Annotated in this window: 16 protein-coding genes and 1 pseudogene; 14 read left to right on the top strand and 3 right to left on the bottom strand. The window is 60.3% G+C overall.

Going from position 1 to position 18,329, the window contains the following annotated elements:
• Nucleotides 1–58: 58 nt before the first annotated feature.
• Nucleotides 59–1,057 carry a bile acid:sodium symporter family protein gene (locus tag OEG79_RS15815; RefSeq protein ID WP_264145914.1) on the top strand — a complete coding sequence of 333 codons (999 nt, stop codon included), beginning with the start codon at nt 59–61 and terminating at the stop codon, nt 1,055–1,057.
• Between the two features lie 43 nt (nt 1,058–1,100).
• On the opposite strand, the gene OEG79_RS15810 is transcribed toward OEG79_RS15815, so the two are convergent.
• Together OEG79_RS15810 and metR are read right to left on the bottom strand one after the other, a co-directional pair.
• Nucleotides 1,101–2,591 (bottom strand): methylenetetrahydrofolate reductase C-terminal domain-containing protein, encoded by a 1,491-nt coding sequence (locus OEG79_RS15810; protein ID WP_264145913.1) that lies wholly within the window; start codon nt 2,589–2,591, stop codon nt 1,101–1,103.
• A 165-nt stretch (nt 2,592–2,756) separates the two neighbouring features.
• Nucleotides 2,757–3,686 (bottom strand): transcriptional regulator MetR, encoded by a 930-nt coding sequence (gene metR / locus OEG79_RS15805; protein ID WP_264145912.1) that lies wholly within the window; start codon nt 3,684–3,686, stop codon nt 2,757–2,759.
• Between the two features lie 237 nt (nt 3,687–3,923).
• Here metR and OEG79_RS15800 point away from each other — a divergent pair, with 237 nt between their 5' ends.
• The 13 genes and pseudogenes from OEG79_RS15800 (at nt 3,924) to pcaD (ending at nt 17,152) form a co-directional block, all read left to right on the top strand.
• Nucleotides 3,924–4,589 carry an epoxyqueuosine reductase QueH gene (locus OEG79_RS15800; RefSeq protein ID WP_264145911.1) on the top strand — a complete coding sequence of 222 codons (666 nt, stop codon included), beginning with the start codon at nt 3,924–3,926 and terminating at the stop codon, nt 4,587–4,589.
• Between the two features lie 482 nt (nt 4,590–5,071).
• Nucleotides 5,072–6,049, top strand: coding sequence for a DUF1852 domain-containing protein (locus OEG79_RS15795; protein WP_264145910.1), 978 nt, complete (start codon nt 5,072–5,074; stop codon nt 6,047–6,049).
• A 27-nt stretch (nt 6,050–6,076) separates the two neighbouring features.
• Nucleotides 6,077–7,105 carry a methionine synthase gene (locus tag OEG79_RS15790; RefSeq protein ID WP_264145909.1) on the top strand — a complete coding sequence of 343 codons (1,029 nt, stop codon included), beginning with the start codon at nt 6,077–6,079 and terminating at the stop codon, nt 7,103–7,105.
• Between the two features lie 98 nt (nt 7,106–7,203).
• Nucleotides 7,204–7,710 (top strand): flavin reductase family protein, encoded by a 507-nt coding sequence (locus OEG79_RS15785; protein ID WP_264145908.1) that lies wholly within the window; start codon nt 7,204–7,206, stop codon nt 7,708–7,710.
• A gap of 104 nt (nt 7,711–7,814) precedes the next feature.
• Nucleotides 7,815–8,983, top strand: a protein-coding gene (locus tag OEG79_RS15780; RefSeq protein WP_264145293.1) for an IS3 family transposase whose coding sequence is annotated in 2 segments (ribosomal slippage) — nt 7,815–8,076 and nt 8,076–8,983 — 1,170 coding nt in all. Because the reading frame shifts where the segments join, the coding sequence is not laid out codon by codon here.
• A 10-nt stretch (nt 8,984–8,993) separates the two neighbouring features.
• Nucleotides 8,994–9,272: pseudogene (locus OEG79_RS15775) on the top strand (catechol 1,2-dioxygenase); the annotation flags it as partial.
• A gap of 190 nt (nt 9,273–9,462) precedes the next feature.
• Nucleotides 9,463–10,689, top strand: a complete 1,227-nt coding sequence (locus tag OEG79_RS15770) for a benzoate/H(+) symporter BenE family transporter (protein ID WP_264145907.1) — start codon at nt 9,463–9,465, stop codon at nt 10,687–10,689.
• A 120-nt stretch (nt 10,690–10,809) separates the two neighbouring features.
• On the top strand, nt 10,810–12,072 hold the full coding sequence (locus OEG79_RS15765) for an OprD family porin (RefSeq protein WP_413247547.1): 1,263 nt from the start codon (nt 10,810–10,812) through the stop codon (nt 12,070–12,072).
• 177 nt (nt 12,073–12,249) lie between these two features.
• Nucleotides 12,250–13,092, top strand: a complete 843-nt coding sequence (locus tag OEG79_RS15760; protein WP_264145905.1) for an IclR family transcriptional regulator C-terminal domain-containing protein — start codon at nt 12,250–12,252, stop codon at nt 13,090–13,092.
• 340 nt (nt 13,093–13,432) lie between these two features.
• Nucleotides 13,433–14,290 (top strand): CoA transferase subunit A, encoded by an 858-nt coding sequence (locus tag OEG79_RS15755; protein WP_264145904.1) that lies wholly within the window; start codon nt 13,433–13,435, stop codon nt 14,288–14,290.
• Complete coding sequence (locus OEG79_RS15750) at nt 14,287–15,069, top strand: CoA-transferase subunit beta (RefSeq protein ID WP_264145903.1); 783 nt, start codon at nt 14,287–14,289, stop codon at nt 15,067–15,069. The genes OEG79_RS15755 and OEG79_RS15750 overlap by 4 nt, the downstream gene beginning before the upstream one ends.
• Nucleotides 15,066–16,271 carry a 3-oxoadipyl-CoA thiolase gene (pcaF, locus tag OEG79_RS15745; RefSeq protein WP_264145902.1) on the top strand — a complete coding sequence of 402 codons (1,206 nt, stop codon included), beginning with the start codon at nt 15,066–15,068 and terminating at the stop codon, nt 16,269–16,271. Before OEG79_RS15750 ends, pcaF begins: the two co-directional genes overlap by 4 nt.
• 89 nt (nt 16,272–16,360) lie before the next feature.
• Complete coding sequence (pcaD, locus tag OEG79_RS15740; RefSeq protein WP_264145901.1) at nt 16,361–17,152, top strand: 3-oxoadipate enol-lactonase; 792 nt, start codon at nt 16,361–16,363, stop codon at nt 17,150–17,152.
• A 251-nt stretch (nt 17,153–17,403) separates the two neighbouring features.
• Here pcaD and OEG79_RS15735 read toward each other — a convergent pair whose 3' ends face one another.
• Nucleotides 17,404–18,270, bottom strand: a complete 867-nt coding sequence (locus OEG79_RS15735; RefSeq protein ID WP_264145900.1) for a LysR family transcriptional regulator — start codon at nt 18,268–18,270, stop codon at nt 17,404–17,406.
• Nucleotides 18,271–18,329 lie beyond the last annotated feature (59 nt).

Raw genomic sequence — 18,329 nt, 5'->3', positions numbered from 1 at the left:
GGTAATGGCGCAACACGATAGTGTCGCGCCCACTGTCCTACAAGCACGAGAACCATTCATGTCCCTGTCCAGCCTACTCCCCGATCGGTTCACGCAGAGCCTGCTCGCCGTGGTCATCTGCGCCAGCCTGTTGCCGGTCAGCGGCCAGGCGGCGGTGGTGTTTTCCTGGGTCACCAACCTGGGCATCGCCCTGCTGTTTTTCCTGCATGGCGCCAAGCTGTCACGCGAGTCCGTGATTGCCGGTGCGCTGCACTGGCGTCTGCATCTGCTGATCTTCGCCTGCACCTTCGTGCTGTTCCCCCTGCTCGGCCTGGCGCTCAAGCCGCTGCTGGCGCCCCTGGTGACCCCGGAGCTGTACCTTGGCGTGCTGTACCTCTGCGCGCTGCCGGCCACAGTGCAGTCGGCCATCGCCTTCACCTCGCTGGCGCGCGGCAATATTCCGGCTGCGATCTGCAGCGCGGCGGCGTCCAGCCTGTTCGGCATCTTCCTCACCCCGTTGCTGGTGGCGCTGCTGCTGGGCACGCAAGGCGACGGCGGCTCGACCTTGGATGCGATCGGCAAGATCACGCTGCAGTTGCTGCTGCCATTCATTGCCGGGCAGATCGCCCGCCGCTGGATTGGCGGCTGGGTGACGCGCAACAAGAACTGGCTGAAGTTCGTCGACCAGGGCTCGATCCTGCTGGTGGTCTATGGCGCATTCAGCGAGGCGGTGGTCGAGGGGCTCTGGCACCAGGTGCCGCTGCAGGCCTTGGGCGGCCTTCTGCTGGTCTGCTGCGTGCTGCTGGCGCTGGTGCTGCTGTGCACCTCGCAGCTGGGCAAGCGCTTGGGCTTCAATCAGGAAGATCGCATCACCATCCTCTTCTGTGGCTCTAAGAAGAGCCTGGCAACCGGCGTGCCCATGGCCCAGGTGCTGTTCGCCGGCGCGGGAATCGGCATGCTGATCCTGCCGCTGATGCTGTTCCACCAGATCCAACTGATGGTTTGTGCAGTGCTGGCGCAGCGCTATGCAAACCGTCCGGAGTCGGTGGCGGAGCTGATGGGGCAGGTCGATCCCTGAGCCCATCGACAAGACGCCGAAAACCGTGGTTATTCAGCCTCTCCTAGGCTTCTTCCGGTGCATCGTTTGAGCTGCTCTTTTCGCTTTGAGCCCCTTCTGAAGGGGGCTCAAACCAACGAGGCCAAGAGCTTTGATATCGGGAGTCGGCGTCCACGCATGGGATCAGGCGATCGGTCAGCACGCGTGTCTGGCCGATTGCCTTTGCCGTTCGGTACTTGATGCTGTGAATGCACTCTCTATCGCCGAACTCGCAACGATTGAGCCGGGTTCCTCCGCAGGGGCCGTTCGCAAGTCCCTTGGGGCAGGTTTCCGGGCAAATGTACAAGGTGTCTTCAAGGCGGCAGTTGCCGCAGGTATCACAGCCTACGACCGGCCTTTTCAGGCTGCGCTCCAGCTGATGAAGCCAGCGTCTGCCAGGCGGCGTGTGCCAGAGGGGGCGCTTGAGTATCCAGCCGAACCCTCTGCTCAGCGAGTTGGTATGGCTGAACAGTAGGGAATGCAGGCCCGACAGCACGTGGTAGCGGAGCTGTTCCTTTCTAGTGGCACTGACGTGAGACATGCCCAACTGCCAATCGGCATGGGGCGGCTGGAATGTCACAACTGGTTGACCGGATAGCTGCCAACTGGCTTCCCAGGCAACAGACCATTGCTCCAGCGTCTGAATGTCTGCCATTCGGGCTTCGATGACTTGCTCCAGGGCGTGCAGCTGCTCTGGGTCGTGGATGCCTGACAGGTGGATGCCGGCGTACCCCATCAAGCGCAGACCAATGATCTGCAGACCAAGGCGTGTAAGGCTGCGCTCCCGAGCGTATGCACTGGAGATGGCTTCTTCTGCGGCCAGTAGGTCGCGCATCAAGGGGGAAATCACTAAGCCGGGAACATGCTCCAGGATGGCGGCACGGCTGAGGGTCAGCTGCATGACGCAGGCCAGCAGCGGAACAGGAGACGCTTGCTGCTGCACCCACTGGTGGGCCTCCAGATGTTTCTGCGCATCAAACCCCAATTGCAGGGTGAGGAAGTCTGCACCTGCCGCAAGCTTCTTCTCAGCCTTGAAGTACTGCGCGCCGCCTTCCTCCTCGTGGTACTTGAACGGATTAAGGGCAGCACCGAGCAGCCAGGCCGGCCTGGCACTCCGGACGATCTGCAGCGCTGGTACTGATTCCAGATAGCGGACCGATTTCTGGCCGGGCTCGTGGCCGGGCAGACGATCACCACTGAGGAGCAGGAGTTGATCCAGACCCAGGGCGTCCATCCGCTCCAATTGCGCGAGGAGGTCGTGACGCTCACGATCCTTGCCGGAAAAGTGGAGCAGCGTCGGCAACGGGCGCGCCAGCTGTGAGAATGCGTCCGATGGCGCGGGATCGAAATTGCTGCTGACCCGGTCGGCTATTGCCGCGATCATTGGCCAGCCGCACAACTGTGAGCGTTGCATCAGCCTCTCGAAGGAGGCGAAGCGTTCGGCGGAAGGCTTCGGGATGAACTCAACGACGCACACGAAGCGTTGTTCCTGCAGCGCCTGCCTCAACATGCTCATTTCTCTTCAGTACCAGGCCGAAGCGCATTGCAGGGGCATGGCGACTGATGACGGGTCGTACCAAGGCCCACCTCCAGTATGTTCATGATCTGAAGGCATGTTTGAAAAGCGGTAAAGTTCGAGAAAGACAAAAGCGGGCCTTGATGCTGATAGCCAGGGGGAGCGTCAGACGGCGAGTCCGGCTACAGCGTTGACACCTTCCAGGGTGGCAAACGAAATATCCTTTGCCGTTAACAGGAAGTCACTGACGTACGGCACTTCCAGCATGTCGCTACGGATTGCGGCGTACAGCGTGCAGTGCAGGCCCTTCTCGCCCAGGCGCTTGGCAGTCACGTAGCCACGTGAGCTGTACTCGTGCAGCGCCCAGTTGGGCAGGCAGCATACACCGCGACCGCTGGCCACCAGCTGCATCATCATCATCGTCAGCTCCGAGGTACGCACCTGCGCCGGCTCGACGTCGGCCGGTTCGAGGAAGCGGGTGAAGATGTCCAGGCGGTCGCGCTCGACCGGGTAAGTGATCAGCGTCTGCCCGAGCAGGTCGGTGGGTTCGATAGAGGCTTTTCCGCGCAAAGCATGGTGATTGTCGACGGCCAGCAACGCTTCATAGCCAAACAGCGGCACGTAGGAAATGCCGTTCATCTGCACGGGGTCGGAGGTCACCACCAGATCGAGGTCACCGCGCGCTAGCGCCGGCAACGGGGCGAAGGAGAACCCCGAGGCCATGTCCAGCTCCACCTCGGGCCAGGCGTTGCGGAATTGGTCGATGGTCGGCATCAGCCACTGGAAGCAGCTGTGGCACTCGATGGCCAAGTGCAGCCTGCCAGCGGCGCCGCTGATCAAACGCGCCAGGTCGCGTTCCGCGGTGCGCAGCTGTGGCAGCAGATGGTCGGCCAGCTGCAACAGGCGCAGGCCGGCGCTGGTGAAACGCACCGGCTTGGTCTTGCGCGCGAACAGTTGCAGGCCCAAACGCTCTTCAAGCTCCTTGAACTGATGTGACAGCGCAGACTGGGTCAGGTGCAGGCGTTCGGCAGCCTCCACCAGGCTGTCGGTTTCGCGCAGGGCGTGCAGGGTCTTGAGGTGGCGTAGTTCGAGCATAATGAGCAAAATTTGAGATGATCCAGAGAAAATTGAGCTTGCCTCATGCGACTGTCGGTGTCGAGAATATGTGTCATCCACGAACTCAGGAGGCCGTCCGATGACCGTGATGCATAGCCTCGGCTTCCTGCGCGTCGTTCGCTAGCTGCGTGCCGAACTGGCCTAACCCTCAGGCGTGACCGCTGACGCAGCGGAGTCCGTGTTCCGCTTCGTCTTTCTGTTTTCTGGAGAGCCCCCATGTCTGACTTGCAGCGACCCAAGCTGAGCCTGCCGGGCTGTGCTGACAAGCTGCTGCTGCACTCCTGCTGCGCACCTTGTTCCAGCGAGGTCATGGAGGCGATCAGCGCCTCCGGCATCGACTACACCATCTTCTTCTACAACCCCAACATCCATCCGCAGAAGGAATACCTGCTGCGCAAGGACGAGAACATCCGCTTCGCCGAGCAGCACGGCGTGCCCTTCGTCGATGCCGACTACGACACCGACAACTGGTTCGCCCGCGCCAAGGGCATGGAGCACGAGCCGGAGCGCGGCATCCGCTGCACCATGTGCTTCGACATGCGCTTCGAGCGCACCGCGTTGTACGCCCATGAACATGGTTTTTCGGTGATCTCCAGCTCGCTGGGCATCTCGCGCTGGAAGAACATGCAGCAGATCAACGACTGCGGCCATCGCTCGGCGGCCAAGTACCCCGGCATCAGCTACTGGGACTACAACTGGCGTAAGGGCGGCGGCTCGGCGCGGATGATCGAGATCAGCAAGCGCGAGCGCTTCTACCAGCAGGAGTACTGTGGCTGTATCTACTCGTTGCGCGACACCAACCACCAGCGCAAGGCCAGTGGCCGCGACCTCATTCGTATCGGCGTGCAGTACTACGGCGATGACGATGCCAGTAACAGCTGACTCCCAAGTGCAGCGAGTGATTTCCTACAGGGTGAACAATGGCAAAGGTTGGTGACGCTGCGCCGGCGGTGATCGAAAACGTCAAGAGCACGCCCTACAGCATTGCTCGGCGCTATGGACGGGTTATGGCTTATGGGCATACCTACGTCTACCAACCGGAAAACGATTCGCTGATTCGGCTTGACGTTCATAGGCAGCGCAAGCTGCAGCCGCCAGCCCCTGCGCCCTGATAGCTTGTGGCGGCTCGTCAGCTCTGGCGGGCCGGGGGCTCCAACTCCGTGGTGGCAGCGGTCGCGCACTGCAACATGAGCACGACTAATGACACGATGAATTTAATTGACTTTTTCTCATCCTGGCCTCCCCCCTAAAATACCCTCATCGAAATATACAAGTGCTGCCAGGCAATTAAGTCAGGAAGTTGTTTCTTGGCCATGCGCAATGGCAAGCAATGGTTTGGGCTTCAGAGATTAGGGTGTTGCGCGATGAATAAAGAACTTGCCTTCAGCATTAAAAGCATCCGCTTCGATGAGAGCTATCAGCCCGCGGAGAGCACGCGCCTCACCACCAACTTTGCCAATCTGGCCAGAGGCACTAGCCGCCAGGAGAATCTGCGCAATACCTTGCAGATGATCAACAACCGGTTCAATTCGCTGGCGCACTGGGATAATCCCAATGGCGATCGCTATTCAGTTGAGTTGGAAATTATTTCCGCCGATATTGAATTAGAAGGCAGTGCTGGTGCTTTCCCGGCAATCGAGATCTTGAAGACGGTTATTGTCGATCACAAAACCGGTGAGCGCATCGAAGGCATCGTGGGGAACAATTTCTCCTCCTATGTGCGCGACTATGACTTCAGCATCCTGCTGCTGGATCACAACAAGGGGCAGCCCACGTTCAGCATTCCCGACAATTTCGGTGAGCTGCACGGAAAGCTCTTCAAGAGCTTCGTGAACTCAAAGGCCTATAAGGAAAATTTCAGCAAGCCGCCGGTCATCTGCCTGAGCGTTTCGGACAACAAGACCTATCACCAGACCGAGAACCAGCATCCCGTCCTAGGCTTCGAATACCTGCCGAATGAGTCGTCTCTGACCGAGCAGTACTTCCAGAAGATGGGGCTGCAGGTTCGCTATTTCATGCCGCGTAACAGCGCCGCACCGCTGGCCTTCTATTTCTTTGGTGATCTGCTGGTGGATTACAGCAACCTCGAGCTGATCAGCACCATCAGTACGATGGAGACGTTCCAGAAGATCTACCGCCCCGAGATCTACAACGCCAATGCTGCGGCGGGGAAATGCTATCAGCCGAGCCTGAAGCACCAGGATTATTCGTTGACTCGAATTGTGTATGACCGAGAAGAACGTAGCCGCCTGGCTGCGGAGCAGGGCAAGTTTGCCGAAGAGCACTTCATCAAGCCGTACCAGAGCGTTCTTGAGCAATGGTCGGCCAACTACAACCTCTAAATAAACCAGGCGTGCAGATTAATTATCATGAAGAAATTACTACCTACCTCGACAGCTGGCAGCTTGCCCAAGCCCTCCTGGCTGGCACAGCCCGAGACACTCTGGTCACCGTGGAAACTGGAAGGCGAAGAGCTGACCGATGGCAAGCAGGACGCGCTGCGTCTGTCATTGCAAGAGCAGCAACATGCCGGTATCGATATCGTCAGTGATGGCGAGCAGACTCGCCAGCACTTCGTCACCACCTTTATCGAGCACCTCGACGGCGTTGATTTCGCGAAGCGCGAGACCGTCCGCATCCGCGATCGCTATGACGCGAGCGTGCCGACGGTGGTGGGTGCGGTCAGCCGTCAGAAGTCAGTTTTTGTGGAGGATGCCAGGTTCCTGCGCAAGCAGACCGACCAGCCGATCAAGTGGGCCCTGCCAGGCCCCATGACCATGATCGATACGCTGTACGACGCCCACTACAAGAGCCGTGAAAAGCTAGCCTGGGAATTCGCCAAGATACTCAACCAGGAAGCCAAGGAACTGGAGGCGGCGGGCGTCGACATCATTCAGTTCGATGAGCCGGCCTTCAATGTGTTCTTCGACGAGGTAAACGACTGGGGTATCGCCACCCTGGAGCGCGCCATCGAGGGCCTCAAGTGCGAAACTGCCGTGCACATCTGCTACGGCTACGGCATCAAGGCCAACACCGACTGGAAGAAGACCCTGGGTTCGGAATGGCGGCAGTACGAGGAGATCTTCCCCAAACTGCAGGCCTCCAATATCGACATCGTTTCGCTGGAGTGCCAGAACTCCCGCGTGCCGATGGAGTTGATCGAGCTGATTCGCGGCAAGAAGGTGATGGTCGGCGCCATCGACGTGGCCAGCAATACCATCGAGACCCCCGAGCAGGTGGCCGACACCCTGCGCAAGGCCCTGCAGTTCGTCGATGCAGACAAGCTCTGCCCGTGCACCAACTGCGGCATGGCTCCGCTGTCTCGCCAGGTGGCGAGAGGCAAGCTGAATGCGTTGAGCGCCGGCGCGGAAATCGTCCGTAGAGAGCTCTCCGCCTAAGCGCTTAGCGCCAGATCGAAAGTGATTTAGGGAGGGCCTGAGGGCTACTCAGGTTCTCCCGAGCGCTTTCGAGCTGCACTCAATCTGTAGGATCTACCATGTCGCTTTCTACTCCTATCGAGCCATTGCGCTTTCGCGAAGCGCTCGGGCACTACGCCTCCGGTATTACGGTCATCACCTCACTCATCGATGACGAGCCGCTCGGCTTTACGTGCCAGTCGTTTTACAGCGTGTCGATGAGCCCGCCGCTGGTGTCATTCAGCGTCATGGCCAACTCGTACAGCTATCCGAAGATTCGCCGGGCCGGCCGGTTCGCGGTCAATATCCTCTCGGGCGAGCAGGCCAGGATTTCCAACCAGTTCGCTCGGCAAGGTGCGGACAAGTGGCAGGGGGTCGAATGGCAGGAGTCGCCGTTGGGCAACCCAATCATTGGCGGTAGCCTGCACTGGCTCGATTGCGAAATTCACGCCGAGCACGCCGCGGGTGATCACCTGATCGTGATTGGTGAAGTGAAGGCGTTGAACCTGCAAGAAGCTGCTGTTGCGCAGCCATTGCTGTATTTCAAAGGGCAGTATCACAACCTCGCCGCGCATAGCGGGGTTTGAAGGTTTACCTCCACTGGCCTTTGCTGCGCTCTCTCGGTCTGTAGTGGTCTACTAACCCCAGACACCCATTTAGGGCGAGAATGCTCGCCATACAGAGGTGTTCGATGAGCAGACAACGACGTACCTTCACCCCGACTTTCAAGCGAGAGGCTGCCAGCCTGGTGCTCGACCAAGGCTACAGCTGTCCCGAGGCCGCCAGATCTCTCGATGTAGGTGAGAGCTTATTGCGCCGCTGGGTTACCCAGTTGCAGCTGGAGCGCGGGGGCGTTACGCCCACTGCCAAGGCGCTCACACCGGAGCAGCAGACCATTCAGGAGCTTCAGGCCCGTATCAACCGGCTGGAGCTTGAGAAGAAAATATTAAAGGAGGCCACTGCGCTCTTGATGGCCGAGGAACACGGGCGCAGACGTTGAAGTCGATTCGGCAGTTGGTAAAGCACTACCCTGTTCAACTGTTGTGTTCAGTCTTCGAGCTACCCCGGTCTTGTTATTACGCCCACTTGGCCCGGCGGCGTCATATCGATGTCCGCCGAGTGAACCTACGCAGTCGTGTCAACGAGCTGTTCAACCAAAGTCGTGGCTCAGCGGGCAGTCGCAGTCTGGTTGCCATGCTGCGGGATGAAGGCGTTAACGTCGGGCGTTTCAGAGTCAGAAGATTGATGAAGGAACAAGGACTGATCAGCAAACAGCCCGGTTCTCATGCGTACAAGAAGGCCACGGTCGAGCGCCCCGACATTCCCAATGTGCTTGATCGCAAGTTCACCGTGGCTGCGCCAAACAAGGTCTGGTGTGGCGACATCACGTATATCTGGGCAGAGGGTCGATGGAGCTATCTGGCGGCGGTCTTGGACTTGTACAGCCGCAGAGTGGTGGGTTGGGCGATGTCCGCCAAGCCTGATGCGGAACTGGTCGTCAAAGCGCTCGACAGGGCTTACGAGATGCGTGGCAGACCACAAGGCGTGCTGTTTCACAGCGACCAGGGCAGCCAATATGGCAGCCGGGGTTTCCGCCAACGGCTCTGGCGCTATCGGATGATTCAGAGCATGAGCCGAAGGGGAAATTGTTACGACAATTCGCCCATGGAGCGGCTGTTTCGTAGCCTGAAAACGGAGTGGGTGCCGACAGTGGGTTACATGACGACAGCGTTGGCCGAGCAGGACATCGGCCGCTACCTCATGCAGCGGTACAACTGGATAAGGCCGCATCAGCACAACGGCTTCGTACCGCCGGCGGTTGCGGAAGAAAAACTCAATTCTGTGTCCGGGAATTGTTGACCACTACAGTCCGGCGCACATCCACTTCTTTATCTCCGCGCCAGGTCACCGTCACCTGACCACGCAGATCAACCTGTCCGGCGACAAGTACCTGTGGGACGACTTCGCCTATGCCACTCGCGATGGCCTGGTGGGCGAGATCCGCTTCAATGAAGATGCCGAAGCTGCACGGGCCCGTGGTGTTGAAGGCCGCTTTGCCGAAGTGGACTTCGACTTCCAGCTGCAGAAGGCTCCAGCCCCCCAGGCCGAGCAACGCAGTCAGCGTCCGCGCGCTCTGCAGGAGGCCTAAGCCTCTCGCGGTACTCAAGGTGGATGATAAAGCGCCATCCACCCTACGTTTGCATCAGGGTTCGTAGGGTGGATAACGCTCTTTTTATCCACCGTTGACCCGCCTGGTTCCACCGTTTCACCGCGTTACCTCTACAACAAGAGCAATCCGGGCACTGCCACGGATAGCCATGCCTGACTTGCGAGGCACTATGAAAGCGCTACTGAAGGACTGTTCGGTATCTGCTGTGGTCGCCGGCTTTATCGCGACGGTGATTTCCTATGCCGGCCCGTTGGTGATCATCTTCCAGGCGGCCAAGGCGGCCAACATGCCCCATGACGTGCTGTCGTCCTGGGTCTGGACCATTTCCATCGGCAGCGGCGTGCTCGGTATTCTTCTGAGCCTGCGCTATCGAGTGCCCATCGTCATCGCCTGGTCCGCGCCTGGCTCGGCACTGCTGGTCACGCTCTTGCCGGGCATTTCCCTGAATCAGGCAATCGGTGCCTATCTGGTCGCCAATGCGATCATCCTGCTGGTCGGCCTGTCGGGGGCCTTCGATCGCATCATCGGCAAACTGCCTGCTGCGATTTCCGCGGCGATGCTGGCAGGCATCCTGTTTTCCTTCGGCATCGGCCTGTTCGTTTCGGTCAAGGATCAGCCCTGGCTGGTGCTGGCGATGTTCATCACCTACCTGATCTTCAAGCGGGTATTGCCCCGTTATGCAGTGCTCGCCGTGCTGGTGGTGGGCGTGCTGATGACGCTCGCCAGCGGGGAACTGAACAGCGGAGCGCTGGTAATCGGGCTGGCCACGCCGGTCTGGATCACGCCGGAATTCAGCTGGCAGGTGATGCTCAGCATCGCCTTGCCACTGGTCATGGTGTCGCTGACCGGGCAGTTCGTGCCAGGCATGGTGGTGCTGCGCAACGATGGCTACCACACACCGGCCAGCCCACTGATCAGCAGCAGCGCGCTGGGCTCATTGCTGCTGGCGCCGTTTGGCTGCCACGGGCTGAACCTGGCGGCCATCACTGCCGCCATCTGTACCGGCAGGGAGTCCCATGAGGACCCCGGCAAGCGCTATGTCGCGGGCGTTTCCGGCGGTGTGTTCTATCTGCTGCTGGGCGTTTTCGGCGCCACCCTGGTCTCGATCTTTACCGCCTTTCCGGCGGCCCTTATCGCAGCCCTTGCAGGTCTTGCCCTGCTGGGAGCAATTGGCGGCGCATTGAGTTCGGCGATGGCGGTTCCGAAGGATCGTGAAGCCGCCCTGATCACCTTCCTGGTGACTGCTTCGGGTATGTCGCTGCTAGGGCTGTCCGCCGCCTTCTGGGGGCTGATCTTCGGTATCGCCGTCCATTTTCTGCTGGGGCTGAAGAAGCCCAAGCCAAGTGTTGCGGCTCACCCGCCAGTCGCTTCCGAAAGCGAACAGCCGGCGCGCTGAGCTAAACCTAAAAAAGAAACGAAAAGAGCAACCGAAATTGCCGCCGCTTTCCGCTGCTGTGCCCGGGAAGCGCTGGCCTGTACCTAAAAAACAACAACAACGAGAAAAGACATGACCAAAATGCTGAACATCTCTCCGCTGGCCCTGGCTATCGGAGCCTCCTTGGCGATGCCGTCTGCCTTCGCTGCCGAGGGTGGTTTCATTGAGGACACCACGGCGACCCTGCAGGCACGCAATTATTATTTCAGCCGTGACTTCTCCGATATCGTCGGTCCCAGCCAGCAGTCCAAGTCCGAAGAATGGGCGCAGGGCTTCATTCTCAAAGTGAACTCCGGCTACACCCAGGGCACGGTAGGTTTCGGCGTCGATCTGCTCGGCCAGCTAGGCATCAAGCTCGATAGCGGCGGGGGGCGGGTCAATACCGGGTTGTTGCCGAACGACAGAGATGGCAAGGCCGTGGATAACTACAGCCGTCTCGGCGCGGCGCTCAAGGTGCGGCTGTCGCAGACCGAGTTAAAGATCGGGGAGCAAACGCCTAACCTGCCGGTGCTCACCTTCAGCGATATCCGCCTGCTGCCGCCGACCTACCAGGGCGCCAGTATCGTTTCCCAGGAGATCGACGGTCTGACCCTACATGGTGGCCAGTTCCGTTCCGGCAGCCTGCTGAATGCGGCGGGTGACGACAAGATGCGCGCAAAACTCGGCCATACACCACAGCTGGGTGGCGACGCGGCCAGCGACCGCTTCAACTACACCGGTGCCGATTATGCCTTCAACGACAAGCGAACCTCGGTGGGCGTCTGGTACGCGCAGTTGGAAGATATCTACAACCAGCGCTTCTACAACCTCAAGCACAGCGAGCCGGTGGGCGACTGGGTACTGGGCACCAACATTGGTTTCTATCACTCCAAGGAGGACGGCGACCAGCTGCTGGGCAATATCGACAACCAGGCGGCGTACTCCCAGCTTTCCGCCAGGTATGGCGGGCACACCTTTATGGTTGGCTATCAGGCCATGTTCGGCGATGACGCCTTTCCACGCGTGTTCAACAACATCACGCCGCTGGGGAATGAGGTCCCCACCTATGAGTTCGCCGGCGCCGATGAGCGCTCCTGGCAGGTTCGCCATGACTACGACTTCAGCGCGCTGGGCATCCCCGGTCTGGTGACCACGGTGCGCTATATCTCGGGCGACAACGTGGACACCGGCAGGGGCTTCGAGGGCAAGGAGTGGGAGCGCGATCTGGATGTGGGTTACACCTTCCAGAGTGGCCCGCTGAAAAACCTCAACGTGCGTGTGCGCAATGTCGTCGCGCGTTCCAACTACCGCAGCGACATCGACGAGAACCGCTTGATCTTCAACTACACCTGGCAGCTGCTGTAAGGACCTGTGGGCCCGCAACCGTTGGCCGCGGGTCAGTCAGTGGCGCTGGGACAGAGCTGTAATGACCGGTCCTTGGTCTACCCCCAAGATAAGGAGGGCAGGCGGCGCCAAGCATTTTGCGATTATCGGATCTCTGGTCGATAATCGAGCACCCGCTTTCTGACAAGGTCGTCTGCTATGACTGAGGAATCTCGCCCCGCTGTACCGCCAATGGCGCCGGCCATCGTGGCATCGCCGGCCAAGCGCATTGAAGCGCTGACAGGCGACCCGAATTTCATGAGTTCACTGGCGCGCGGGCTGGCGGTCATCCATGCTTTTCAGGAGCGCAAGCGCCACCTGACCATCGCCCAGATCAGCCACCGCACCGAGATCCCCAGGGCGGCGGTACGGCGATGCCTGTATACGCTGATCAAGCTCGGCTACGCCACCACTGACGGGCGAACCTATTCGCTGTTGCCCAAGGTGCTGACCCTCGGCCACGCCTACCTGTCCTCGACACCCCTGGCCGTAACCGCGCAGCCGATTCTCGACCAGCTCAGCAACCAGCTCCACGAGGCATGTTCCATGGCCACGTTGGAAGGCGATGAGGTGCTCTATGTCGCCCGCTCGGCCACACCCCAGCGGCTGATTTCCGTCGACCTCAGCGTCGGCAGCCGGTTGCCGGCCTACTGCACGTCCATGGGCCGCATCCTGCTGGCCGCGCTGGATGATGCGGCGCTGGACGACTATCTGGAAAACGCCAATCTGCAGATCAAGACCAGCCGCACGCTGCATACCCCGGAAGCCATTCGTGCATCGGTTGCCGAAATTCGCCAGCAGGGCTGGGTCATTGTCGATCAGGAGCTGGAAATCGGGCTGCGTTCACTGGCCGTGCCCTTGAAGGATTCTGCCGGCCAGGTCCTGGCGGCACTCAACGTTGGCACCCACGTCAGCCGCGTGACTCGCCAGGAACTGGAAACCCGTTTCCTGCCGATGCTACTGGAAGCAAGCAAAGAGCTGAGTACGCGCCTGTTTCATTGAGGATTCGACGAGCGCGCGAGTGCGCGATAAATGACCGCAGCGCGTTAGGCGACTCATCCCTCGGCTGCTTTCATAGCGGCCGCCCGAAACGTTCCCAGAAGGTCCCTGTTCGCAGGCATGGCCTGCTCCTACAGAGGTTGTATAGCCCGCTTCTGTAGGCGCGGGCCACGCCCGCGAAAAGGACAATTCCCGCCGAAGTCGCGTTTTTAAGGAACGCTGTTTGTGTTCGATTATCGAACGGTTAATCGATAATCGGATTGTTTCGCTAGGGGGCGATGGTTAGTGTTTGGAGCAGGCGCCGATCCGTTGGTGCATTCAGTCCATTACACGAGACATGACCATGGCCGAAATTCTTTCTCTCCGCGAAGCAATTGATCGCTTCGTCAGGAACGGCGATACCGTCGCCCTTGAAGGCTTCACCCATCTGATTCCCACCGCTGCCGCTCACGAAATCATTCGCCAGGACAAGAAAGACCTGACCCTGGTGCGGATGACCCCCGACCTGGTCTACGACCTGCTGATCGGCGCCGGCTGTGCGAAGAAGCTGATCTTCTCCTGGGGGGGGAACCCAGGCGTGGGTTCTCTGCATCGCCTGCGTGACGCGGTGGAAAAACAGTGGCCGCAGCCGCTGGAAATCGAAGAACACAGCCACGCCGACCTAGCAAATGCCTACGTCGCGGGCGCCTCCGGCCTGCCGTTCGCGGTGCTGCGTGCCTACCTCGGCTCCGACCTGCCGAAGGTCAACCCGATGATCAAGTTCATCGACTGCCCGTTCACCGGCGAGACCCTGGCGGCAGTGCCCAGCGTGCGCCCGGACGTCACCGTGATCCACGCGCAGAAGGCCGACCGCAAGGGCAACGTGCTGATCTCCGGGATTCTTGGCGTACAGAAGGAGGCGGCTCTGGCAGCCAAGCGCTGCATCGTCACCGTCGAGGAAATTGTCGATGACCTGCAGGCGCCGATGAATTCCTGCGTGCTGCCAACCTGGGCGCTAACCGCCGTCTGCCTGGTCCCGGGTGGCGCACATCCGTCCTACGCACATGGCTACTACGAGCGCGACAACCGCTTCTATCAGGCGTGGGACCCGATTGCCCGCAGCCGTGAAACCTTTACCGCTTGGATTGATGAATTTATCCGCGGTACCGCCGATTTCAGTGCATTCCAGGCCAAGCTGGCCGCGCAGCAGGAGGCCAAGTGATGACCTACACGACCAATGAAATGATGACCGTGGCCGCCTCGCGTCGCCTCGGCAATGGCAGCGTCTGCTTCGTCGGCATCGGACTGCCGTCCAAGGCAGCCAACCTGGCGCGTCTGACCCATGCACCGGAAGTGGTGCTGATCTACGAATCCGGCCCCATCGGCGCCAAACCTTCGGTGTTACCGCTGTCCATCGGTGATGGCGAGCTGGCCGAGACCGCTGACACCGTGGTGCCCACAGGTGAGATCTTCCGCTACTGGCTGCAGGGCGGGCGCATTGACGTCGGTTTCCTCGGCGCGGCGCAAGTGGACAAGTACGGCAATATCAACACCACCGTGATTGGCGACTATCACCAGCCCAAGGTGCGCTTGCCAGGGGCGGGCGGGGCGCCGGAAATTGCCGGCTCGGCCAAGCAGGTGTTGATCATTCTCAAGCAGTCGCATCGCACCTTTGTCGACAAGTTGGCATTCGTTACTTCGGTCGGATTCGGCGAAGGCGGCGAGCATCGCAAGCAGCTCGGGCTGCCGGGCAATGGCCCGGTAGGCATCATCACCGACCTGTGCATCATGGAGCCGGAAGACGGCACCAATGAATTCGTGGTGACCTCCCTGCACCCGGGCGTGACCCGCGAGCAGGTGATCGAGAACACCGGCTGGGAAATCCGTTTCTCTGAGCAGGTAGCCACCACCGAAGCGCCACACGCCGAAGAACTGGAAGCGCTGCGTGCGCTGGAAGCCCGCACGGCGGCGGCCCATGGCCAGGCTGGAGGTGACGAATGACCCGCGAAGTCTTTATCTGCGGCGCCGTGCGTACACCCATCGGCCGCTTCGGCGGCGGCTTGGCAGCGGTGCGGGCCGATGATCTGGCGGCGATTCCGCTTCGCGCGCTACTGGAGCGCAACCCGCAACTCGACCCTTCAGCTATCGACGAAGTGTTCATGGGCAGCGCCAACCAGGCCGGCGAAGACAACCGCAACGTCGCTCGCATGGCCGCTCTGCTGGCCGGTATCCCGGAAACCGTGCCGGGCGTGACCCTCAACCGGCTCTGCGCTTCGGGTATGGATGCTGTGGGGAGCGCCTTTCGCGCCATCGCCTGCGGCGAGATCGAGCTGGCCGTTGCTGGCGGCGTTGAGTCCATGTCCCGCGCGCCCTATGTGATGGGCAAGGCTGACACGGCTTTTGGTCGCACGCAGAAAATCGAGGACACCACCATCGGCTGGCGCTTCATCAACCCAAAGATGAAGGAACTGTATGGCGTCGATGCCATGCCGCAGACCGCCGATAACGTGGCTGAGGACTACAATGTCAGCCGTGAGGATCAGGACGCCTTTGCCCTGCGCAGCCAGCAGCGCACCGCCGCCGCCCAGGCTGCCGGGTTCTTCGCCGAGGAAATCGTACCGGTGGTGATCAAGGGACGTAAGGGCGATACCGTGGTTGATAGCGACGAACATCCCCGTGCGGACACCACGGCCGAAGCGCTGGCGCGGCTCAAGCCGATCAACGGTGCTGACAAGACGGTCACCGCAGGCAACGCTTCAGGGGTGAACGATGGTGCAGCGGCGATGATCCTCGCCAGCGCCGAAGCAGTGCAGAAATACGGCCTCAAGCCGCGCGCCAAAGTCCTCGGCATGGCCAGCGCCGGCGTGGCGCCGCGGGTGATGGGCTATGGTCCGGTGCCGGCGGTGCGCAAACTGTGCGAGCGACTGAACATCGCCGTGAATGATTTCGACGTGATCGAGCTCAACGAAGCCTTCGCCGCCCAGGGCCTGGCCGTGACCCGCGATCTGGGCCTGGCCGATGACAGCGACAAAGTGAACCCCAACGGCGGCGCCATCGCTCTGGGCCATCCGCTGGGCATGAGCGGCGCACGGCTGGTGCTGACAGCGATCCACCAACTGGAAAAAACCGGTGGCAAGCTGGGCCTGGCGACCATGTGTGTGGGTGTGGGTCAGGGACTGGCGCTGGCGGTCGAACGGGTGTGAAAGGTTTGCGATGAGCTGCGCTCTGCGTGGTCGACTCCTTGTGTCCTCGCCGTGCAGTTCGTTTTTTTTATTTTCTTAATGGATTTTCCATGGCCACCGTAAAACTTGACGATTGCGAACTGAATTACTGTCTTGAGGGCCCGGTCGACGCGCCGGTGCTCGTGCTCTCCAACTCGCTGGGCACCGATCTGCACATGTGGGATGCCCAGGCGCCGGCCTTCAGCGAGTGTTTCCGCGTGCTGCGCTACGACACGCGCGGCCATGGCGGTTCGTCGGTCACGCCGGGCCCCTACAGCATCGAACAGCTAGGGCGTGATGTACTTGGGCTCGTGGATGCGCTGGGTATAGGTCGTTTCGCTTTCTGTGGCCTGTCCATGGGCGGCCTGATCGGCCAGTGGCTTGGCATCAACGCCGGCGAAAGGCTGACCCGACTGGTGATCTGCAACACTGGGGCGAAAATTGGCACTCACGAGATATGGAACGAGCGTATCGATACTGTGCTGCAGGGCGGCGAACAGGCCATGCGAGACATGCGCGATGCATCGGTTTCGCGCTGGTTCACGCCTGCTTTTGCCCAGCAGCAGCCCCTCGAGGTCGATTGCATCACACAGATGATCGCCGGCACATCACCGCAAGGCTACGCTGCCAACTGCGCGGCGGTTCGCGACGCCGATTATCGTGAGCAGTTGGGTACGATCAAAGTGCCGACGCTCATTGTCTGTGGCGCCAAGGACCCGGTGACGACCACAGAACACGGTCGCTTTATGCAGGCGCGTATACCCGGCGCTGAGCTGATTGAGCTCGATGCAGCGCATCTGTCTAACGTCGAGCAGCGCAATGCCTTCGCTAAGAAAGTGCAGGCATTTTTGGTGTCGCGATGACAAAGGCAAAGGGGCTTCGAACAAGGTGAGCCTCCTTTTGCTTATCTAGATATCTCAACTGGAATGTCCGCTTCTGGCCCCTAAAAGGTTTGCCGCCGCGGACCTGCCCGCTGTAGATGTCGAATATGGCATCAAAGTGCGGCGTAACTACATCGAGTGGTTTGCCAGTCGGGGCGCCAAACACCTCGGTGATCTTAGCTAACTGCCAAAATCTGATCTTTGATGCGTTTGGGGGCAGGCTGTTTCTGCTTCTAGGTCTCGTCGAGAAACCTCAGACAGCGCGTGACCAATGAGCTGACGTCCCCGGCGCGGCGGCTGAAAATCATCGGGCTGCATGCCCGGGTATCCAGCAGGCGCACGTACTGGATGTCGGTACGATGTTGCTGCTGCACCAACGAGGGCACCAAGGTAACGCCTACTCCGGCCGCCACCAGGCCGATGGCCGTTTGCAGCTCGTTGGCCCACTGACTGACCTTCAGACTTATGCCGTGGTGGGCGAACAGCCCTAGTATGTGGTCGGCATAGCTGGGCCTTGGCTGCGTGGGAAACAGCACGAATTCTTCGGTTCCCAACTGTTCGAGTGTCACCGGGTGGCCGGCCAATGCATGGTCTTTGGGAAGCACCGCCACCAAGGGGTCCTGGCTCAGCACCTCCTGCTCGATGGCCGGATCGTCGATGATGATGCGGCCAAAGCCAATATCGATCCGGCCGCTCTTCAAGGCTTCTACTTGCTCCACCGTGGTCATCTCGCTGAGGCTCAGCTCCAGCTCGCTGTCCTGCCGTAGTTCGCGGATCAGCTTGGGCAGGTTGGTGTACAGCGTCGAGGGGGCAAAGCCGATGCCCAGGCAGTGACGTTGGCCTTGGCCTATGCGCCGCGTGCTGTCGACGGTGGTTTCAAGCTGTTGTAGCTGAATGCAGACCTGCTTGTAGAAAAAACGCCCGGCCTCGGTAAGGCGCACCGGACGCTCGCGAACGAGCAGCGAGGTACCCAGCTCCTGTTCGAGCTGGCTGATCTGCCGGCTCAGCGGGGGTTGTGCGATATGCAGAATCTCAGCAGCGCGGGTGAAGTTCAGCGTCTCGGCCAGCACCTTGAAGTAGCGAAGGTGGCGCAGCTCCATCATACCTCCTGGGTATCGTAGGGCATTTCTTTGATATTGGACCGGGTGCAGGGGCATGC

The organism is Pseudomonas sp. Z8(2022), from assembly GCF_025837155.1.
Taxonomy (GTDB): Bacteria; Pseudomonadota; Gammaproteobacteria; order Pseudomonadales; family Pseudomonadaceae; genus Aquipseudomonas.
Note: the sequence above shows the minus strand (reverse complement) of the source record. Positions and strands in the feature narration are given on the sequence as shown.